At 66.3% G+C, this 18,117-nt stretch carries 14 protein-coding genes; 8 read left to right on the forward strand and 6 right to left on the reverse strand.

The genetic code is table 11. The annotated features are described in order from the left end of the window. Positions 1-4: 4 nt before the first annotated feature. The 4 genes from GC150_01875 to GC150_01890 all read left to right on the forward strand — a co-directional run bounded on the left by GC150_01875 (position 5) and on the right by GC150_01890 (position 6,249). On the forward strand, positions 5-2,254 hold the full coding sequence (locus GC150_01875; protein MBI1383648.1) for a 3-hydroxyacyl-CoA dehydrogenase: 2,250 nt from the start codon (positions 5-7) through the stop codon (positions 2,252-2,254). A gap of 82 nt (positions 2,255-2,336) precedes the next feature. Next, positions 2,337-2,960, forward strand: a complete 624-nt coding sequence (locus tag GC150_01880; protein ID MBI1383649.1) for a DedA family protein — start codon at positions 2,337-2,339, stop codon at positions 2,958-2,960. A 128-nt stretch (positions 2,961-3,088) separates the two neighbouring features. Continuing rightward, positions 3,089-5,188: a tetratricopeptide repeat protein gene (locus GC150_01885; protein MBI1383650.1), complete on the forward strand. Its 2,100-nt coding sequence runs from the start codon at positions 3,089-3,091 to the stop codon at positions 5,186-5,188. A gap of 74 nt (positions 5,189-5,262) precedes the next feature. Further along, a complete protein-coding gene (locus GC150_01890; GenBank protein ID MBI1383651.1) occupies positions 5,263-6,249 on the forward strand; it encodes a 4-(cytidine 5'-diphospho)-2-C-methyl-D-erythritol kinase in 987 nt (328 codons plus the stop codon). A gap of 34 nt (positions 6,250-6,283) precedes the next feature. Here GC150_01890 and pstB read toward each other — a convergent pair whose 3' ends face one another. From pstB to GC150_01910, 4 genes are all read right to left on the reverse strand, one after another. Beyond that, a complete protein-coding gene (pstB, locus tag GC150_01895) occupies positions 6,284-7,033 on the reverse strand; it encodes a phosphate ABC transporter ATP-binding protein (protein ID MBI1383652.1) in 750 nt (249 codons plus the stop codon). A 204-nt stretch (positions 7,034-7,237) separates the two neighbouring features. Further along, positions 7,238-8,818, reverse strand: a complete 1,581-nt coding sequence (locus tag GC150_01900; GenBank protein ID MBI1383653.1) for a sulfatase-like hydrolase/transferase — start codon at positions 8,816-8,818, stop codon at positions 7,238-7,240. 27 nt (positions 8,819-8,845) lie between these two features. Further along, positions 8,846-9,799, reverse strand: coding sequence for a hypothetical protein (locus GC150_01905; protein MBI1383654.1), 954 nt, complete (start codon positions 9,797-9,799; stop codon positions 8,846-8,848). Positions 9,800-9,885: 86 nt separating this feature from the next. Then, positions 9,886-10,575 (reverse strand): hypothetical protein, encoded by a 690-nt coding sequence (locus GC150_01910; GenBank protein MBI1383655.1) that lies wholly within the window; start codon positions 10,573-10,575, stop codon positions 9,886-9,888. Positions 10,576-10,843: 268 nt separating this feature from the next. On the opposite strand from GC150_01910, the gene GC150_01915 reads away from it, so the two are divergent. From GC150_01915 to GC150_01930, 4 genes are all read left to right on the forward strand, one after another. After that, a complete protein-coding gene (locus GC150_01915) occupies positions 10,844-11,554 on the forward strand; it encodes a hypothetical protein (GenBank protein ID MBI1383656.1) in 711 nt (236 codons plus the stop codon). 118 nt (positions 11,555-11,672) lie between these two features. Then, complete coding sequence (locus GC150_01920) at positions 11,673-12,944, forward strand: mandelate racemase/muconate lactonizing enzyme family protein (protein MBI1383657.1); 1,272 nt, start codon at positions 11,673-11,675, stop codon at positions 12,942-12,944. After that, positions 12,941-14,341, forward strand: coding sequence for a hypothetical protein (locus GC150_01925; protein ID MBI1383658.1), 1,401 nt, complete (start codon positions 12,941-12,943; stop codon positions 14,339-14,341). Before GC150_01920 ends, GC150_01925 begins: the two co-directional genes overlap by 4 nt. Positions 14,342-14,392: 51 nt before the next feature. Then, positions 14,393-15,430, forward strand: coding sequence for a phosphotransferase (locus GC150_01930; protein ID MBI1383659.1), 1,038 nt, complete (start codon positions 14,393-14,395; stop codon positions 15,428-15,430). Between the two features lie 109 nt (positions 15,431-15,539). Here the strand turns inward: GC150_01930 and GC150_01935 are convergent, their stop codons facing one another. Further along, positions 15,540-16,778, reverse strand: a complete 1,239-nt coding sequence (locus GC150_01935; GenBank protein MBI1383660.1) for a hypothetical protein — start codon at positions 16,776-16,778, stop codon at positions 15,540-15,542. Between the two features lie 490 nt (positions 16,779-17,268). Beyond that, the gene (locus tag GC150_01940) at positions 17,269-18,111 is read right to left on the reverse strand and encodes an MBL fold metallo-hydrolase (GenBank protein ID MBI1383661.1); all 843 of its coding nucleotides are present in this window, start codon (positions 18,109-18,111) and stop codon (positions 17,269-17,271) included. Positions 18,112-18,117 lie beyond the last annotated feature (6 nt).

An 18,117-nucleotide genomic window follows, 5' to 3' on the forward strand; every position in this document is an offset into this window, starting at 1 on the left:
TCCCATGACCTACGATAGTTTCCGCTTCGACGTCGACGGCGAGGGCATCGCGCACGTCGTCTGGGACATGCCGGGGCGCTCGATGAACGTGCTCTCGGCTAAGTCGATCGCGGAATACATCTCCGCGATCGAGCGGATCGTGACGGACGGGGCGGTCAAGGGCGCGGTAATCGGATCGGGCAAGCGCGACTTCATCGCGGGAGCGGACCTCCCCATGGTCGAGGCGATGGCCGAGACCGCACAGAGCGGCGACCGCAAGGCGGCGGCCGAGAAAATATTCCACGAGATGCTCGCCTTCCAGATGGCGCTGCGGCGGCTCGAGGCGTGCGGCAAGCCGGTCGCGGCGGCGCTCCCGGGGACGGCGCTCGGCGGCGGACTCGAGGTGGCGCTGGCAACTCACCACCGCGTCGTGGCGGACAATCCCAAGGCGCAGCTCGGCCTGCCGGAGAGCAAGGTCGGGCTCATGCCCGGGGCCGGTGGGACGCAGCGCCTCGTTCGCCTGCTCGGGGCGATGGCGGCCGCGCCCCTGCTGCTCGAGGGCCGCGCGCTCGATCCCGCCAAGGCGCTCTCGCTCGGCATCGTCAACGAAGTGGTGCCTGCGGGACGTGAAAGGGAGGCGGCGCTCGCCTTCGTGCGAGCCAATCTGGCGGAAGGCGAGAAGGTCTCGGCAGCGCGCGCGGCGGGCACTGCAATGGAGGCGAGTTACGATCCCGTCTGGGACAAGAAGGGGTATAAAATCCTGGGCGGGTGGCCGTTCTCGCCGCAGGGCTTTCCCGTCTGCATGGGCGCCGGTGCCATGGTGCGCAAGGAGAGCTATGGCATCTACGACGCGCAGAAGGCCATCCTCTCGGCGGTCTACGAAGGCTTGCAGGTGCCGTTCGAGACCGCGCTGCGCATCGAGGTGCGCTACTTCACCAGTCTCGTCTGCGGCGCGCAGGCGCGTAATATGATCCGCTCGCTGTTCGTCAACAAGCAGGCGCTGGAGAAGGGGGCACGGCGCCCGGCGGGCGTTGCGGACCAGTCTGTCAAGCGTCTCGGCGTGCTCGGCGGCGGTGGCTTCATGGGAGCCGGTATCGCCAATGTCGCGGCGGCGGCCGGTATCGAGGTCGTCGTGCTCGACCGCGACGAGGAGAGCGCGGCCAAGGCGAAAGCCCATGCCGAACGGCTGGCCAGCGAGCGGGTCGCCAAGGGGCGCATGAGCGAGGCGGCGGCGGGAGAACTTCTCTCCCGGATCACGACGACGGCGGATTATTTGCGGCTCGCGGGCTGCGAACTCGTCGTCGAGGCGGTGTTCGAATCCCCGGACGTCAAGAAGGCGGTGACGGAGGCAGCCGAAGCGCATCTCGGCGCCGATGCGGTCTTTGCCTCGAATACCTCCACCATCCCGATTTCGCTGCTCGCTCGCAATTCGGCGCGGCCGACCAATTTCATCGGCATTCATTTCTTCTCACCGGTCGAGAAGATGCCGCTGGTCGAGATCATCCTCGGCAAGGGGACGGGCGAGGTGGCGCTCGCCAAGGCGCTCGATTTCGTGCGCCAGTTGCGCAAGACGCCGATCGTCGTCAACGACGCGCGCTTCTTTTATGCCAACCGCTGCGTGCTGAAGTACGTCGAGGAAGCGCATCACATGCTGGCTGAGGGCGTCGCGCCGGCGCTCATCGAGAATGCGGCACGCATGATCGGCATGCCGGTCGGCCCGCTCTCCCTCAACGACGAGACGGCGCTCGACCTCGGCCTCAAGATCCGTCAGGCGACGCGGGCCGGCCTCGGGGATGGCTACCAGGTGCATCCGGCGGAAGAGCGTCTCGACCGGATGGTGACGGAGATGGGGCGCCTCGGGCGCAAGAACCGCAAGGGTTTCTACGATTATCCCGAGGCTGGCCGCAAACGGCTCTGGCCGGGGCTCGCCGACCTCTTTGCGGTGGCAAACGTGCAGCCGGACGTCGAGGCGCTGAAACGGCGATTCTTGACGATCCAGGCGGTGGAAGCGATCCGCGCGCTCGAAGAGGGCGTGGTAACGGACGTGCGCGAGGCGGATATCGGGGCGATCTTCGGGTGGGGGTTCGCGCCCTGGTCGGGCGGCCCGATCTCCTATGTCGATACGCGCGGGCCAGCCGTGGTGGTGGCCGATTGCCGCGCACTCGCCGCGGATCTCGGCGCGCGGTTCGCGCCGCCCCGCCTGCTCGAGGAGGTGGCCGGCCAAGGGACCACGTTCTATCGCCGGCAGGCGGCGAGGCAGGCCGCGGCGGCCTGAGTCGGCACGCGGTCGGTTGTGCTCCCGGTGACGGGGTCTTGACCCGGCGTCACAAGACGGACACCTTCCCGGGGCCCACCTCATGTGCCCCGGATCGGGGCGTCGCGGTTTTCCCTGGGGATCGACCATGCTCGACGGCCTCTACCGGCGGATCCGGGAGGGCATCCATACCTGGAAGGGCAAGACCCTGCTGGGGGTGGCGGCGTTCCTGGAATGTACCATCATTCCGGTAACCATCGAGTTGGTGGCGACACCCCTCATGGTGGTGAGCGGACGCCCCTACCTCATCGCCCATATCATTTCGATCGGCACGCTCGTTGGAGCGCTCGCGAGTTACGCGCTCGGCGCCTTCATGTTCGAGCCGGTGATCCAGCCACTCCTCGAGTGGGCCGGCTGGATGGACGACTTCCGGAGATTCGAGGGTGATCTCCTAGAGAACGGGTTCTGGGCGGTCTTCCTGGTCGGTCTGACACCGATTCCGTTCCAGATCGGCACGGTCGGCGCGGGCGTGCTGGGCTACTCGTTGCCCATGTTCATTCTGGCGGTGTTGATCTCGCGCGGTATCCGCTACTATGCGATCGCGATCCTGGCCGACATCCTCGGCCACAAGGCTCACGACCTCATCGAGCGCTACGGCTCGATGATCCTGTTCGTGGGCACCGGAGTGCTCGTCGGCGGCGCGGTTCTCTATTCGCTGCTGGCGTGATGGCACCGGCGGGACGGAGACGCCGGGTTTTGGCGCAAACTTGATTACCGCTGACGGGCGGCGTTGCACTAGTCTGGACGAATGACGAGGGAGGTCACGGGAGCGTGTCGGCGGAGAGGCGGTGCTTGATGACGTTTCGTTCACGATGCCGGACAGTCGCGGGCCGGTGGCCAACCGGGGCGATCACACTCGCGGTCCTTTTCCTCAGTGGTCCGATGGGCTTGCACGATCTGGCGTCGGCCGAGGAGACTGTTGCCGCGCCCAAGGCCGCCGCCGAGGCGCCGAGCTATCAGAACCGGTCGCTCTTCGGAAGCTACCTCGCCGGTCGGTTTGCGCGCTCGCAGCGCGAGATGGATTCGGCCGCGCGGTTCTTCCGCGAGGCCCTCGAGCGCGATCCCGACGACAAGGACATGGTGCAGAACGCCTTCCTCAGCGAGGCGGCGATCGGCAGCTGGGACGAAGCGGCGCGGCGTGCCGAGCAAGTCGTCAAGGACGATCCGACCAACCGGCTGGCGCAGATCTTCCTTGGAACGCGTGCCTTCAAGGAACGCCGGTTCGAGGCCGCCGAGGAGCATCTCTCTCGTGCCGCGGTCGGCCCGATCGGTGAATTGACCTCGACGCTGGCGCGGGCCTGGATCCGCTTCGCCGATGGCAAGGTCGACGAGGCGCTGACGCTGGTCGACGGACTGCGGCAGGACTGGGCACGCTTCTATCGTGACAACCATAAGGCTCTCATCCTCGATGCCGCGGGGCGCCACGACGAGGCGCAAACGGTGTGGGCCAGTCTCTTCAAGGACGAGCCGCGCACGTTGCGGGTCGCGCTCGGGCACGCCCGCCACGCCATGGCGATCGGGGAAGGTGATGCGGCGCGGGCCAAGCGCGTGCTGCTCCGCCACATGCGGGCCACCGGGCGCCGCGATCCCCTGGCGAGCGAACTCTACCGCGAGATCGCGGCGGGCGGACGACCGGGGCTGCTCGTTGCCGATGCCGAGCATGGCATGGCCGAACTCCTTTTCGGTCTCGGCGAAGCGCTGACGACGGAAGGCGGTATCGACGTCGGGACGATCTACCTCCAGCTCGCCACCTACGTGCGGGGGGATTTCGAGGCGGCGTTCTATGCGCTCGGCAATGTCCACGAGGCGACCAAGCATTACGATAAGGCCATCGGGGCCTATCGTGGACTCGACAAGACGAGCCCGCTCGGTTTCGAGGCGGGGCTGCGGATCGCCTACAATCTCAATTGGCTCGAAAAGGAAGAGGAATCGCGCGCGCAGCTCTCGGGAATGCTGGATGGCGTGATGGCCCAGATCGCAGCGCACGGCGGCAACGGCGTGCGTGAGCGGGTCGCGGTCAAGCTCTCGGAGCGCGGCCGTTTCGCCCAGGAGTCGCTCGCAGCGCTCGGCTATTACGACGGCACGAGCGACGGGCGGATCGCGGGCGCGTCACTCGAAGCGCTCAAGGCCTTCCAGAAGGACAGCGGTCTCGAGGTCGACGGCATCGTCGGGCCGCGCACGATCCTCTCGCTGCAGGCCGCGCTCGACCACGAACTCGCGACCGAACTCGACGACCGTGAGAGCCGGGTCCTGCTCGCCATCGGAAACCTCTTGCGCGGGCACGAGAAATACGGGGAGGCCATCGGCTATTACGCGCGCGCGATCGAAAAGATCGACGAGCCGCTGCCGGAGCACTGGAACTATTATTATTCGCGCGGCGTCTGCTACGAGCGTGTGAAGCAGTGGCCGAAGGCCGAGGCGGACCTGCGTCAGGCACTGGCGCTCAATCCCGACCAGCCGCTCATCCTCAACTATCTCGGCTATTCGTGGGTCGACCAGAACCTCAACCTGGAAGAGGCGATGGAATTGATCCGCAAAGCCGTTCGTCTCAAGCCCGATGACGGCTATTTCGTCGACAGCCTCGGCTGGGCCTACTACCGCCTCGGCAAGTTCGATTCGGCTGTTCGTTATCTTGAGCGCGCCGTCGAGCTTCGGCCGGAGGATCCGGTGATCAACGATCACCTCGGGGATGCCTTGTGGCGGGTCGGGCGCACGCTGGAAGCGCGCTTCCAATGGGGCCAGGCGCTCGATCTCAAGCCGGAGCCGGAAGAAGTCGACAAGATCAAGGCCAAGATCGTCGCGGGCTTGCCGGAAGTGGGCAAGGACCAGGTCGTCGGGTCGGAGGCCGGGGCCAACTCCACCGAGGGCGCCGCGGCGGGCGGGTCGACGCAGTAGCGCTCGCTGTCGGAGGGAGGGCGGTCAGCGTGGGCGGCGGCGAGTCGCACGAGCGTGACCCGCGAGGGACGGGTATGACCGGTAATGCCCTTACGCTCGAGGAACGGGCGCCGGCGAAGGTCAATCTCTTCCTCGAGGTTCACGGGCGTCGGCCGGGCGACGGCTACCACCTGCTCGAAAGCCTCGTGGTCTTCGCACGCGATGCCTGCGACATCGTCCGCCTCACCGTCCAAGGGGCTGGGATTGCCGGGCGGGACACCAATTCGGGTGACCCGAATTCGTCGACCTTGCGGCCGACACACCTCGAGGGGCCGATGGCTGGCGCGCTCGAAGGTCCCAACATCGTCGATGCGGCTGTCGCCCTGGTTCGTCACGAGGCGGGACGGGTCGGACAACCGCTCTCGGGGATCGCCGTTACACTCGACAAGCGGTTGCCGGTCGCGGCTGGCATTGGGGGTGGGTCGGCGGATGCGGCGGCGACGCTGAGGCTGATTTCGCGCGCCTTTCCCGAACTCGAGCCACGACTCGATTGGCCGGCGCTGGCGCTACAACTCGGGGCCGACGTGCCCGTTTGCCTTGCTGGCAGGGCGGCCGTCATGACGGGGATCGGGGAGCGGCTCACGCCACTGCGGCTGGCCGGCGGGCTCCACGGCGTGCTCGTCAATCCGCGTGTTGGCGTCGCGACCCGTTCGGTGTTCGCCCGGCTCGCTGCACGGATGCTCGAACCGGATGAGGTGGCGCGGGCGAGCGAGCCGGGCACACTCGGGGATCTCGCGCGCCTCGGTCCGGGGGCTGGCGCTGCGATCCCACCCGCCGCACTCGTCGATTGGCTGATCACCCGGCGCAACCATCTCGAGGCGCCAGCGCTGCAACTGGTGCCGGCCATGGCCGTGGTCCGCGACGCGCTCGATGGGCTCGCCGGGCGGCGCCTCGTGCGCATGTCGGGTTCGGGTGCCACATGGTTCGCCTTGTTCGAGGATGCGCAGGCCGCCGCGTCGGGCGCCCGGGAGCTGGCAGCGGCGCACCCCGATTGGTGGGTGGCGGCGAGCCGACTCTCGTGACCGTGGCGGCAGGCGCCGGTGCCGTACGGGACGATCAGCCGAAGCGACCGGTGATGTAGGCTTCCGTTATGGCGTGGCGCGGATGGATGAAGATCTCGGAGGCGTCGCCGTACTCGACGAGGCGGCCGAGGTGAAAGACCGCGACGCGCTGGGCGGTGCGCGCCGCCTGCTGCATGTTGTGCGTGATGATGACGATGGTGTAGCTGGCGCGCAGTTCGTCGATGAGGTTTTCGAGACGAGCGGTCGAGCCCGGATCGAGCGCGGAAGCGGGTTCGTCCATGAGCAGGACATCGGGTTGGAGGGCGATCGCGCGGGCAATGCAAAGTCGCTGCTGCTGACCACCCGAGAGGTCGGTGCCGGGTTCGCCGAGGCGGTCCTTCAATTCGTCCCAGAGACCGACGCGCGTCAGGCAGCGTTCGACGAGTTCGTCGGTGGCGGCGCGGCCGTCGACGAGGCCGTGCAGGCGGGCGCCATAGGCGACGTTGGTGTAGACCGACCAGGGGAACGGGTTCGGCTTCTGGGCCACCCAGCCGAAGCGGCGGCGCAGCATCGGCGGGTCGATCTCCGGGTCGTTTATGTCGAGGCCGTCGACCAGGATCGTACCTTCCATGCGCACGCCGGGCGTGATGTCGTGGGTGCGGTTGAGGCACTTGAGAAGCGTCGATTTGCCACAACCGGAAGGGCCGATGAAGGCGGTGACCTCGCGCCGGTAGATCTGCAAGTCGACGTTGTCGAGGGCCTTCTTGGCGCCGTACCAGAAGCTGACGCCGCGAACGTCGATCATGACGTCGTGCGCCCTGTCGTGCCAGGGCTCGGGCCCGAGGTGGACCTTGAAGTCGACCAGGCTTTCAGGTTCGGCGTGCTGCATCGGGGGGGCCTCCTCGGTTGCGGCGCGCGGACGATGGCGCGATTGCGGCGGGGCGGCCTTGATCTCGCGCAAATCCGGTAGCGCTCGAAACTGCGCGATGGCGGCGGGTGCGGTGTGGCCTCAGTAGCGCGGGCCGTCGTTGCGCACGGGGCCGTCGGGGGTCAGCAGGGTGTCGACCAGAACACGCTCGGCGTGCGTCATGCGGCGCGAAAGGAGGCGGGCGCAGTAGTCGGCGGCCCGTCCGTCCGCCAGGGCCGCCCGGCTCGGCTCGAGTTCGTCCGGTCCCGCCGCGAGATCGAAGAAGAGCGGCGGCAAGCCGTTGAAATGGACATATTTCCCCTTCTCGTCGCGCAACACGTTCAGCACGCAGTGCGCGGAGGTCAATCCGAGGTGGCGCTCGGCGGCGCGGGTGACCGGTTCGCGGAAGTCGTATTCCCAGAAGACGGCATCGCGCCAGGGCGGCGTGTCGCCGGAAAGGAAGGGGAGCAGCGAGCGGCCGTCCCAGGAGACGGGCGGCGTGCCGCCGAGCCAGTCGATGATGGTCGGTGCGACGTCGACGCTCTCGGTGAAGGCACGGACACGGCGACCGGCGTGTGCGGACCGAAGCGGATCGCGGACCAGGAGGGGAATGCGGTAGGAGGCGTCGAAATAACCACCCTTTCCCCACATCCAATGGTCGCCCAGCATCTCGCCGTGGTCGGAGGTCAGCACGATCAGCGTCTCGTCGTAGAGCCCCGTCTCTTTCAACGCATCGATCATGCGCCCGAAGTTCGCGTCACACTCCTGAATGAGACCGAAATAGACCGCGCGCATCAGGCGGATGTCGTCGGGCGTCAGGCGGTCAGGATTGAAATTCTTCTGAAAGAAGCTGGGTGAGGCCTGAACCACCTCGAGCCAGTAGGCGAGGAAGGGGTGGCTGGCGACCGCTGCGGCACGGTCCGGCTCGCGCACGGGAAGGGCGATGTCGGCGGGGTCGACGGCGGTGTTGTAGGGGGCGGGGGCGATCAGTGGCGGGTGCGGGCGAAGAAAGCTCGCGTGCACCAGCCAGTCGTAACCGCCGGCGACGAGGAGGAAATCGCAGATCCGTCCGGCAAGGAACGCGGTGTCGCTGTCCTCGGCGCGATAGAATGCCGGGCGCCTCGAGACCGGCTCGCCCGCCGCGAGCGCGCCGAGACCGTAGAGGAGGTCCGGGTGATTGGCCGGGATGGCGTGGCCGCGCCGCGCGAGGTGGGCCGCCCATTCGTTCATCGGAACGGCGGCGCCGGACATGCGGCAGCCGATCTCGAAGCCGTCCAGCACACTTTCATAGACGCGCAGCGCCGGGTCGCCGGGCGGGCGCGTGCGCGGATCGAGGGAGGTGTCGGTGTAGCCGAAGAGATAGGGGGTGAGGCCCCGGTCCCGGACCTGCAAAGCGAGGTTGGTGTGGCGTGCGTCGAGCGGCGTTCCGTTGCGCACCGAGCGGTGGTTGAAGGGATAGAGACCGGTCAACAGCGTGGCGCGCGAGGGCCCGCAGGGGGCCGAGGCCGTGAAGTGGTTTTCGAAGGCGACCGCCTCGGCCGCGAAGGCGTCGATGTTTGGGGTCAGGGCATGGCGATGGCCCGCAAGGCTCAGGGCATCGGCCCGCCACTGATCGAAGGTAATGAGCAGGACCTTGCGCACGGAACTCCCTCTCCAAGTTCGATCCAGGTTGCCGGGCCGCAGTGGCTACGGCCTTGCCTTGGACCGATCCTACCAGACCATGGCGTCGGGTGGTGGGGCCAGGAGGGTGAAGGAGAGCGGATTGAGATCGAGCAAGCGTTCGGCTTCGGGCATCCAGGCCTCGGGGCGGCGGTCTCGCCAATTGGCGATGCGCCAGAGGCAGCCGTCAGCGCCGATGTAGAGGGTGCCGTCGGGCCGTGGGGCGATCCAGTCGACCCACTCGGCGCCCGTCGCGCGCAGCCAGCCGATGACCTCGTCACGCACGCCTCGATCCACCATCCAGGGGTGCCAGGCCGAGAACGTCGGCCAGGTGCCGGCGGCGCGCTCGGCCTCGTTCGAGCGGATGCGCACGCGGTTGGTGAGCGGCACGTTGAGCTTGGGAGTGAGGCCGCAGGTGCCCTCGTTGAGCACGATTTCGCCGGCGGCCGAAAAGACGCCACCGCCGGTCCAATGCCCGAAGCTCGGCCAGATGGCGAGGGCGGTGAAATACGGTGGGGTCGAGATGGCGGTCCAGACGCCCCAGTTCTGGCGGACGGGCGCGCCGAACATGCGGCCGGGGGAGGGCGCGCGCATGTAGCGGGGCACGCGGCGGCGCTTTTCGCCCTTCTTCGGGGAGCGGTTTCGAGGAGCCGCGGCCAGCGGGTCGTGGGCGCCCGCAACCCCTGGGGTGGCCGACAACGTCAGTCCGCGCCCCTCCGGTCGGTGCGGGGCATGATACTGGTGCGCCCAATAGATGAGCTTTTCGCCATCCGGCGAGAGGTCCCAGAGGCGGACGAACCCCTTCATCCATTGGCCGTGCTCGAAGGTGCCGCGCGCGAGGTTCCAGCGGATGAGGTGGAAGTGGCGCTTGGGGCCGCGCCGCAGGATCACGGCGACGGGGGCCTTGCTCGCAAAAAGCGCCCAGAGGCGGGTGCGGTAGGGGCCGGTGACGGGCCCCGGCGGGGGCTCGACGGGCCGATCGGGGGGCTGGCCGGCTTCGGACATTGGCGCTCGCGTCCGTGGTGGTGGGCGCAGGGGCTTCCTCCTGGTTCCTTTCGCTAATTCCACGCCGATCAATCAGGATCAAAGGGTTACTCGCTTGCGAGACCTTCGTCGATCTTGAACCATTTAGACACCTTACCATTCAAACGAGCTGCGTTCCGTCTAAGCAGATCGGATTTATCCCCTTTACAATTAATGTACACAACCATTTCAGCGGTCGTATTCTCGCGATCCCGCTCGTGAAGTTGAATGATTGCAAACTCGTGACGTCCAATGAAGAAAGTTGCTACGCGACCGATGCCTGCGTCACTGATTATGTCCGGCGCGTGAATGGCAATCTTCTCCAACAACTCAGACTCATCGATCGCAACATTCGATCGCCTGCTTTCTGGAGTCGTCGACAGATCAGAAAAATAAATAAATTCACATTCCAACCTAACACAGTCAAAGGATACTATTGCGACGCCATCAACTCCATTGTCCTGGTTAGTTGAAAGCGTTTTCACATACTCATCAAGTTTTGGGTGACTGCTCTTATTTGTCATAGGATGATTCTCATAAAGTGCGGGGCGCGAACTCACCTCAGCCGGTATTGAAACCGACGGACTAAGATTTTTAACCGCAATTTGTTCCAGAACCAGAGCAACTTCGTACGGGACAGGATGCCTATTCTCCAACCATCGCGTAACCGTTCGAACGTTCCTCTTCAGGTACGTTGCGACATCTTCAGGCGTCCATCCATGCTGGTCCATCAGCTCTTGCAGCTGGTCACCGTCCATCGAGGCTCTCCTACTGTGATCGCGATCGCGCACAGACGCAAGCTGAGACTTAACACTACCAAGCTCGGAGTGTGACGTCAAGGACACGATGTCCGCTCTATCGACACGATGTCACATCAGTCGACCGCTGTTACGCCCGTTCCTGTTGCCTCGCGCCAGTTCCGATGCTACGTCATTACGTATGGTCGGAAAGATGACACCGTGTCCTGACGCTGTTCGGGTGACTTCGTGGAGAGGAGCCTGCCTAGCGATTGGCGGACTGTTTTCGATGATTGCGACAGCGGGTGCGGCCCCTCTGGTCACGCCGGAGGTTCGTCACGATGCCTTTCGCCAGCTGCCAACTCAGGGCGCGGACAGCGGCGGGCCCGTTCAGAGCGGGCCCGAATTTTTCGGCCGGCCAGAGACCGAACTTGAGCGCTACATCCGATCGACGGTCGGCGCTCCGAAGGGCCCTGTGGCCGCGCAGCAATCCTATTCACTCAGCACGCGGATCGGTGAGCCCGTAGCGTCCATCTTCGCGAAGATCAAGACCGATGGGCGGAACCGAGGCTACCCGCTGGCAAGACTGGTCGCTCAATCGGATGACGGTTTCACCCTGGCGTTTCCCGAGGAGTTCATTGATCGCGATGCGCGCCCACTCGATGCCCCCCGATTCGTCGTGAGGCCCGATTCCTTCGGCTTTCTCAGCTGGGCGCGCTGCAGGCTCGGGCTAGGCGAAGAGCGGCAATCGCGAGTGGTATCGCTCGAATACAAAGCCGCTCCCTCGCCCGGTGCCGGTCCGGGTGGAGGAAAACCGACTGCCCCGGATTTAGGGCAAGACGGGCGGGAGCGCCTGGCCCCCCGACTGGCGAAGAGGCCGATCGGTCCGGGCGATGAATTGATCGGGCGCGTACACGAGTTTTTCACCGACTCGTGCACGGGCCTAATTCGATCGGTGCCAGTGTCGGAGCATCCGTTTGACGAGCACTGGCCGGAATAGATCGGCCCCAGCCCACCCCCTTGGCACACGACGGCGGGGCGGGCTAAGACTGGTCGCGGGGCAACGTGCCCCGGCCGCTGCCCTCCCCCTCCCGAGCCCCGCCAAGAGGCCCCGTCACATGAAACTGCGCGATCTCGAGGTCTTCGTCGTCGGCACGCCGCCCCCCGGCTGGGGTGGGCGCTATTTCATCTTCGTCAAGGTCACGGCCGACAACGGCATCGTCGGCTACGGCGAGGTCTATGCGGCGGCCGTCGGCCCGCGCGCCATGGAAGCCGTCATCCGCGACGTCTTCGAGCGCCACAGGATGGGCGAGAACCCCGAGAACATCGAGATGATGTTCCGGCGCGCCTATTCCTCCGGCTTCACGCAGCGCCCCGATCCGACGGTGATCGGGGCCTTCTCCGGCCTCGAGATGGCCTGCTGGGACATCCTCGGCAAGGCGCACGACCGGCCGGTCTATGCCCTCCTCGGCGGGCTGATGAACGAGCGCATCCGCTCCTACACCTACCTTTATCCTCTGCCCCATCACGACATCAACGAGTTCTGGCTCTCGCCCGAGATGTCGGCCGAGAGCGCGCTCGAGATGGTCGCGCTCGGCTTCACGGCGATCAAATTCGATCCGGCCGGGCCCTATACGCTGCGCGGTGGCCACCAGCCGGCGATGACGGACATCGAGAATTCCGTGCGTTTTTGCCGGGAGTTGCGCAAGGCGGTCGGCAACAGGGCCGACCTCCTTTTCGGCACACACGGCCAGTTCACGACGGACGGCGCCATCCGCCTCGGCAGGCGGCTCGAGGAATTCGATCCCCTCTGGTACGAGGAGCCGATCCCGCCGGACAACATCGCCGAATTCCGCAAGGTCGCGGACGCGGTGCGCATTCCGATCGCGACCGGCGAGCGCATGACGACGAAGACGGAGTTCGGGGCCCTCCTCAAGTGCGGGGGAGCGAGCATCCTGCAGCCGGCGCTCGGGCGCTCGGGCGGCATTCTCGAGACCAAGAAGATCGCGGCGATCGCCGAGGTTTTCAATGCGCAGGTGGCGCCGCACCTCTATGCCGGACCGGTCGAGTGGGCGGCCAACATCCAGCTCGCGGCGAACATCCCCAACCTCCTCATCGTCGAGACCATCCAGACAGGAGGGGAATTCCACCTCAGGCTGATCAAGAATTCGATCCGCTGGGAGGAGGGCTACATCATCGCGCCGACGGCGCCCGGGCTCGGCATCGAGTTCGACGAGGAACTCGCGCGCGCCCATCCCTACACCGGCACGCGGCTCCATCTCGAGATGACGGAAGTGCCCTGCAACTATTCCAAGGGTAACGCCTTCCTCGGAGGCGCGCCGCCGGAACCGATCGATGGCGGAAAGAAGAAAAAGAGCGGCAAGAAATGACCGGGGGCAACCGGACGACGATCGAACGCATCGCGGCCTTCACCAGCACGCTCTCCTGCGACAAGGAGAATGGCGTTGCCGCCGCTGTCGGGGCGGCGCTCGTCGACACCGTCGGGTGCATGCTCGTCGGTGCGGCGAGCGACGTTGCGGTCCGAACGCGGCAGGCCGTCTCGGCCTTCGGCAAGGGCGATGCGCGGCTCTTCGGCACGGCTCGCTCGGCGCCACCACCCTGGGCGGCGCTCGCGAATGCGGTCGCGGCCCATGCCTATGACTTCGACGACTGGGAGGAGCCGGGCAACACGCATTGCAGCGCGGTGCTGTTCCCGGCCATCCTTGCCGCGGCGAGCGGGCGCGGCCTTTCCGGAGCCGAACTCGCGGACGCCTATGCCGCGGGGTTCGAGGTCATCGCCAGGCTCGGGGAGATGGTGAATTTCGATCACTACGATCGGGGATTTCATTCCACAGCGACGCTCGGATCGATCGGGGCAGCCGGTGCGGTCGCGCGCCTCATGGGGCTCGATGCGACGCGGACCGCGTATGCCCTGTCGCTCGCGGTCAGCCGGGCCGGCGGGCTCACCTGCCAGTTCGGGGCCGGGTCCAAGCCCTTGCAGGCGGGCGCGGCGGCCGAGACCGGCGTGGTGGCGGCCTCTCTTGCAGCCAGCGGCATCACGGCGCAACCCGGCAGTCTGGACGGTCCGGGCGGCTTCATGGCGCTTTATGGTCCGCAACGGCCAGGGGGCGTCGATCGCGAACGTGTCGAGGGCGCGCTCGGGCGCCTCGGGCAGCCGCTCGCGATTCTCGAGCATGGCATCGTCGTCAAGCCCTATCCCTGCTGCAGCTATATCCACCGGCTGATCGACTGCGCCCTCGCCGTGCGGGCGATGCCGGGCTTTGCCGTGGCCGAGATCGAAAGGGTCGACTGTTCGCTGCTCGCACCGCACGCGGCGATCGCACACTTCGGCGTGCCGACGCGGATGTCGGAGGCGCAATTCTCCGTTCCGTACTCGGTTGCGGTGGCGCTTCGAAGCGGCGGAGTCGAAATCGCGGACTTCACCGGGGAGACCTGGCGAGAGCCGGAGGTCGATGCGCTCATGGCGCGCACGACGGTCCTTCCACGGACGCCGAAGCGGCCGGAGCTCAATTACGATCCCGAGGACCCGGATACGATCACGGTACGTCTGCGCGGCGGTCGCGCATTGCGGGCCGAAGCGGTTTTCCAGCTCGGGGCTCCGCGCAACCCGCTTCCGCGCGATGGGTTGATCAGGAAATTCCGCGCCAACGCCGGGCTCGCGGTGACCGGGGAGGATGCGCGCGAGGCGGCACTCGGTAACCTCCTCGCACTCGAGCCCGACTGCGACGTCTTCGGGACGTTGGCGGCATTTCAGCCCGAAGCCTGATCCGTACGCCCTTCAAGCTCAGTGCGACACGAGCAGATGCGAGCACTGCCGATGACCGAGCCCGCGAGCCAGCTCATCGATCCCGAGGGGATCGCCCGCTATCTCGAAGCCCATCTGCCGGGCTTTTCGGGACCCGTTTGGGTGGAGAAATTCGCGAGCGGACAGTCCAACCCCACCTTCCGGCTCGAGACGCCCGGGGGACGGTATGTGCTGCGCCGCAAACCGCCGGGTCAACTGCTCAAGTCGGCGCATGCGGTCGATCGGGAATTCCGTGTCATGCGGGCGCTCGCGGGATCGCGGGTGCCCGTGCCGCGGGTCCACCTCCTCTGCGAGGACGAGACGGTGATCGGCTCGATGTTCCTCGTAATGGAACTGGTCGAGGGCCGTCACTTCGGCGACCCGCGCGTGCCGGAGGTGGACAATCGCGAGCGCTCGGCGATCTACGACGATATGAACAGGGTGCTTGCGGCGCTGCACGACATCGATGTCGAGGCGGTCGGGCTCGCGGATTTCGGTCGGGCGGGAAATTATTTCGCTCGTCAGGTCGCCCGCTGGTCGCAGCAATACCGCGCCTCGGCCACCCGCGAGATCGTGGACATGGATCGGCTGATCGCCTGGCTCGAGGCTGCGACGCCCGAGGACGACGGGCGGATCGGCCTCGTGCACGGCGACTACCGGATCGACAACATGATTTTTCGTGCCGAGGCGCCGCGCATCGCCGCGGTCATCGACTGGGAGCTTTCCACGATCGGCCATCCGTTCGCCGATCTCGCGTTCCAGTGCATGCAGTGGCGGATGCCGGTCGGACCGGAGGGGCGGGGGCTCGAGGGTGTGGATCGCGCGAGCCTCGGCATTCCGAGCGAATCCGACTATGTCGCGCGCTATTGCGAACGGCGCGGGATCGACGGCATAGCGAACTGGGAATTCTATCTCGCCTTCAGCTTTTTTCGCCTCGCGGCGATCATGGAAGGGGTGCTGCGGCGGGCACTCGAGGGCAATGCGTCGAACCCGGAGCAGGCCCGACGGCTCGGCTCGGCGGTGCCGCTGATGGCGCAGAAGGCGATGGCGATCGTCGAGCACGGCGCCTGAGCGGGGCCGGACCGCACCTCACCCTGCAAACAATTCGAGGCCCGCGATGGTGCGCGGGTCTCGTTTCCTTCTTCGCCTTCGCGGGTCGTGGGTCCCGCCGGGCGATGGATCAGTTCAGGACGATCGAACCGTCGTTGGTCATCGGCAAGGTCACGTCCATGTTGGCCTGGTCCATGTCGATCTGGAAGACGCCATTGCCACGGATCATGAAGCTGTCGGCGATGATCGGCATGAGCGGGGAGTTGATGCCGAACGAGCCACCACCGGTGATGAAGACAGTCTGGCCAGGCAGGTAGATCGTGCCGACCATCGTGATGTCACCGCCGCCGTTGATCACGCTCGTCTCGTCATCGGACGATTCGATGTCGTTGGGGTCCTGGATGAAGAGGAAGCCCTCGTAGTTGCCTTCGGTCTGGGCACGCAGATCGGCAATCGCACCGCCGTCGATGTCGACGAGCGCGTCGTCACCGACGAGGTAGATCGTCACGCCGAGCCCGGTCACCTCGGCGCCTGAGCCGACGCTGAAGGGGCCGTCCTTCATGATGTAGACGCCCGGCTGCAGGGTCGCCTCGGCGTGGGTGCGGATGTCGAGGCCGCCGCAGTAGATGCCGGGCGAGAGGGTGCGCGGGCCCTGCTGCATGCGGACCGATTCGTTGTTGTAGTCGCAGCCCTCGCTTTCCGGATAGGCCATGCCGGCATAGGGGTCGGCAACGTGCCCGCAGGTCTTGGGGCGCGGCGTGAAGTTGGTGCCGGACCAGCCACCGACGGTGCAGAACATGGTCGAGGAGGCGCTCGTCGTGCCGCCCGCATAGAGGGCGTCGGGAGCTGTCGAGTTGGTCTGCACCGAGCAGTTGACTGCGGTCAAGGTGCCGGTGCCCGAGATTTCGATCGCCTTGCTCTTGGTCTCGTTGAGCGCGAGGAGGCAGATGGGCTTGGGCTGGACGGCGTTCGCGGTCGAGTTCACCGAAACCTCGACGCCCTCGAGGCCGACGACGCCGAGGAAGGTCGTGTCGATGCTGGCATTTGCTGAGGCGATGATGCGGTTGCCGTCGTTGCTGATCTGCGGCGTCGCCGACGCGGCGAAACCGTTGAGGAAGTTCGCCGTGAAGATCTGGTTGGCGAGAACCAGCCGCTCCTCGATCGAGACGTTGGTCGCCTTGGCGGCACCCACCACAGCGGCATCGAGCGCCTGCTGGAGATGGGTGCGCACCGAGAGTGCACGCCCGTAGTCCACCGAGGAGCCGAGCGCGACAATGATCGGCGTCAGCGCCGCGGCGAAGATGATCGCGACGTTGCCCCGACGGTCGGAAGCAAAGTGCGACAGGTGCTGCTTCAAAGAGGTCGTCATCTGTTCAGTCCCCACACCGGCGCCCGCCACCACAATCGAAAAATTCCGGGCGCCTTGGTGAATGGAATAGTTGACAGGACTGTCACACTCCTTAAGCGGATTGGTCCAATTTTCCCGAATTGCGGTGGGGTGGTGTCAAGGATGCGCGCATGCTGAATGAGATTTTAATGTGCCGAGAGTTCATTTTATTCAAACCCGCCGCCGTGTGAGGGCGGGGTCCGGTTGCGGTCGGCGCTCCCGCCGTCTGGCGACTCCAAGTCGCCTGAAACCACGTAAAATCGGGTGATTTCAGCGGGGGGGGCGGCTGACGATCCGCTGCTTCGGGGGGGGGTAGGAGGCCCGGAATGGCGCCTTATCGCACACTCGAATATCGATAAATTCGAGCGCATTTTTAATCGATCACGTTCGATCGAGAAATCGAATTGAAAAATCGGCCGGCACACGGATCATAATCGCCGTTCACCTTTGGACCGTCCTGGTGTTTACCAATTCAGTTGTCGTTCACCGTTGAAAGTGCCTGCCGTCCGACGATGATGGTGAGGTGCGGGCTCACGGAGAGCGTCGCGGTTGCTCCAGGGGCGATGACGGGCGGTGTCTCGAGCAGGCGGTCGAGGCAGGCCAGCAGGCACTCGAGGTCGGGCCGCGCGAGCCGTGGGGCGGTCGGCGCGGCATCGGCGGCATGGGCCCCGAGGATGGTGGTCGCGTGGCCGAGCAGCGGGAGGAGGGTGTCTGCGGTCGCGCGGTAGTCGGCGATGCTCGCACCGGGCGTCTGGGCATAGAGGGGACCCGGGTAGAGGAAGTCGGCGGCGAGGAGGATGTCGGCGTCGGCCAGCCAGAGGGACACGCTGTCGGGTGAATGGCCGGGTGTGTGGAGGAGGCGCGCCGCGCGGCCGCCGAGGTCGATGGCGGTGCCGATGGGCAGCCATTCCGTAACGTGGAACGTCGGAGCCTCGCGGTCTTCATGGCTGCCGAGGAAAAGCTCTTCGGGCGGGGTGACGGCATTACCCGATGCACAAGCGCGCAGAACCGGCAGGTCCGGTAAGGCCACGCACGAAAAGCGGGTGACGTTGCCGAGGTGGTCGTAGTGCATGTGCGAGGGGAGCGCGACGAGGGGGCGGCCGGCGGCGAGGCGGGCGGCAAGGTCGGTGATGTCGCCGAAGTAGGAGCCGGTGTCGAAGAGCAGCGCGCGTTCGGCGCCGACGATGAGGTAGCTCCAGTTGCGCTGCTCGTAGAGCGGCTCGCCGATGCCGTAGAGGCCCGGTGCGATCTCCTCGACGGCATACCAGCGGCCGTCGAGGGTTTCGGGCGCCGGGGCTGCCTGGTGCGGGGGCATCGCGCC

The sequence above is a fragment of the Hyphomicrobiales bacterium genome (genome assembly GCA_016125495.1).
Classification (GTDB): domain Bacteria; phylum Pseudomonadota; class Alphaproteobacteria; order Rhizobiales; family RI-29; genus RI-29.

Excerpts from the sequence above, each read along its gene's own strand:
- GC150_01880 (MBI1383649.1), top strand. The coding sequence starts at position 2,337 with ATGTGCCCCGGATCGGGGCGTCGCGGTTTTCCCTGGGGATCGACCATG.
- GC150_01910 (MBI1383655.1), bottom strand. The coding sequence starts at position 10,575 with ATGGACGGTGACCAGCTGCAAGAGCTGATGGACCAGCATGGATGGACG.
- pstB (MBI1383652.1), bottom strand. The coding sequence starts at position 7,033 with ATGATCGACGTTCGCGGCGTCAGCTTCTGGTACGGCGCCAAGAAGGCC.
- GC150_01875 (MBI1383648.1), top strand. The coding sequence starts at position 5 with ATGACCTACGATAGTTTCCGCTTCGACGTCGACGGCGAGGGCATCGCG.
- GC150_01920 (MBI1383657.1), top strand. The coding sequence starts at position 11,673 with ATGAAACTGCGCGATCTCGAGGTCTTCGTCGTCGGCACGCCGCCCCCC.
- GC150_01890 (MBI1383651.1), top strand. The coding sequence starts at position 5,263 with ATGACCGGTAATGCCCTTACGCTCGAGGAACGGGCGCCGGCGAAGGTC.
- GC150_01925 (MBI1383658.1), top strand. The coding sequence starts at position 12,941 with ATGACCGGGGGCAACCGGACGACGATCGAACGCATCGCGGCCTTCACC.
- GC150_01915 (MBI1383656.1), top strand. The coding sequence starts at position 10,844 with ATGATTGCGACAGCGGGTGCGGCCCCTCTGGTCACGCCGGAGGTTCGT.
- GC150_01905 (MBI1383654.1), bottom strand. The coding sequence starts at position 9,799 with ATGTCCGAAGCCGGCCAGCCCCCCGATCGGCCCGTCGAGCCCCCGCCG.
- GC150_01885 (MBI1383650.1), top strand. The coding sequence starts at position 3,089 with ATGACGTTTCGTTCACGATGCCGGACAGTCGCGGGCCGGTGGCCAACC.
- GC150_01930 (MBI1383659.1), top strand. The coding sequence starts at position 14,393 with ATGACCGAGCCCGCGAGCCAGCTCATCGATCCCGAGGGGATCGCCCGC.
- GC150_01940 (MBI1383661.1), bottom strand. The coding sequence starts at position 18,111 with ATGCCCCCGCACCAGGCAGCCCCGGCGCCCGAAACCCTCGACGGCCGC.
- GC150_01935 (MBI1383660.1), bottom strand. The coding sequence starts at position 16,778 with ATGACGACCTCTTTGAAGCAGCACCTGTCGCACTTTGCTTCCGACCGT.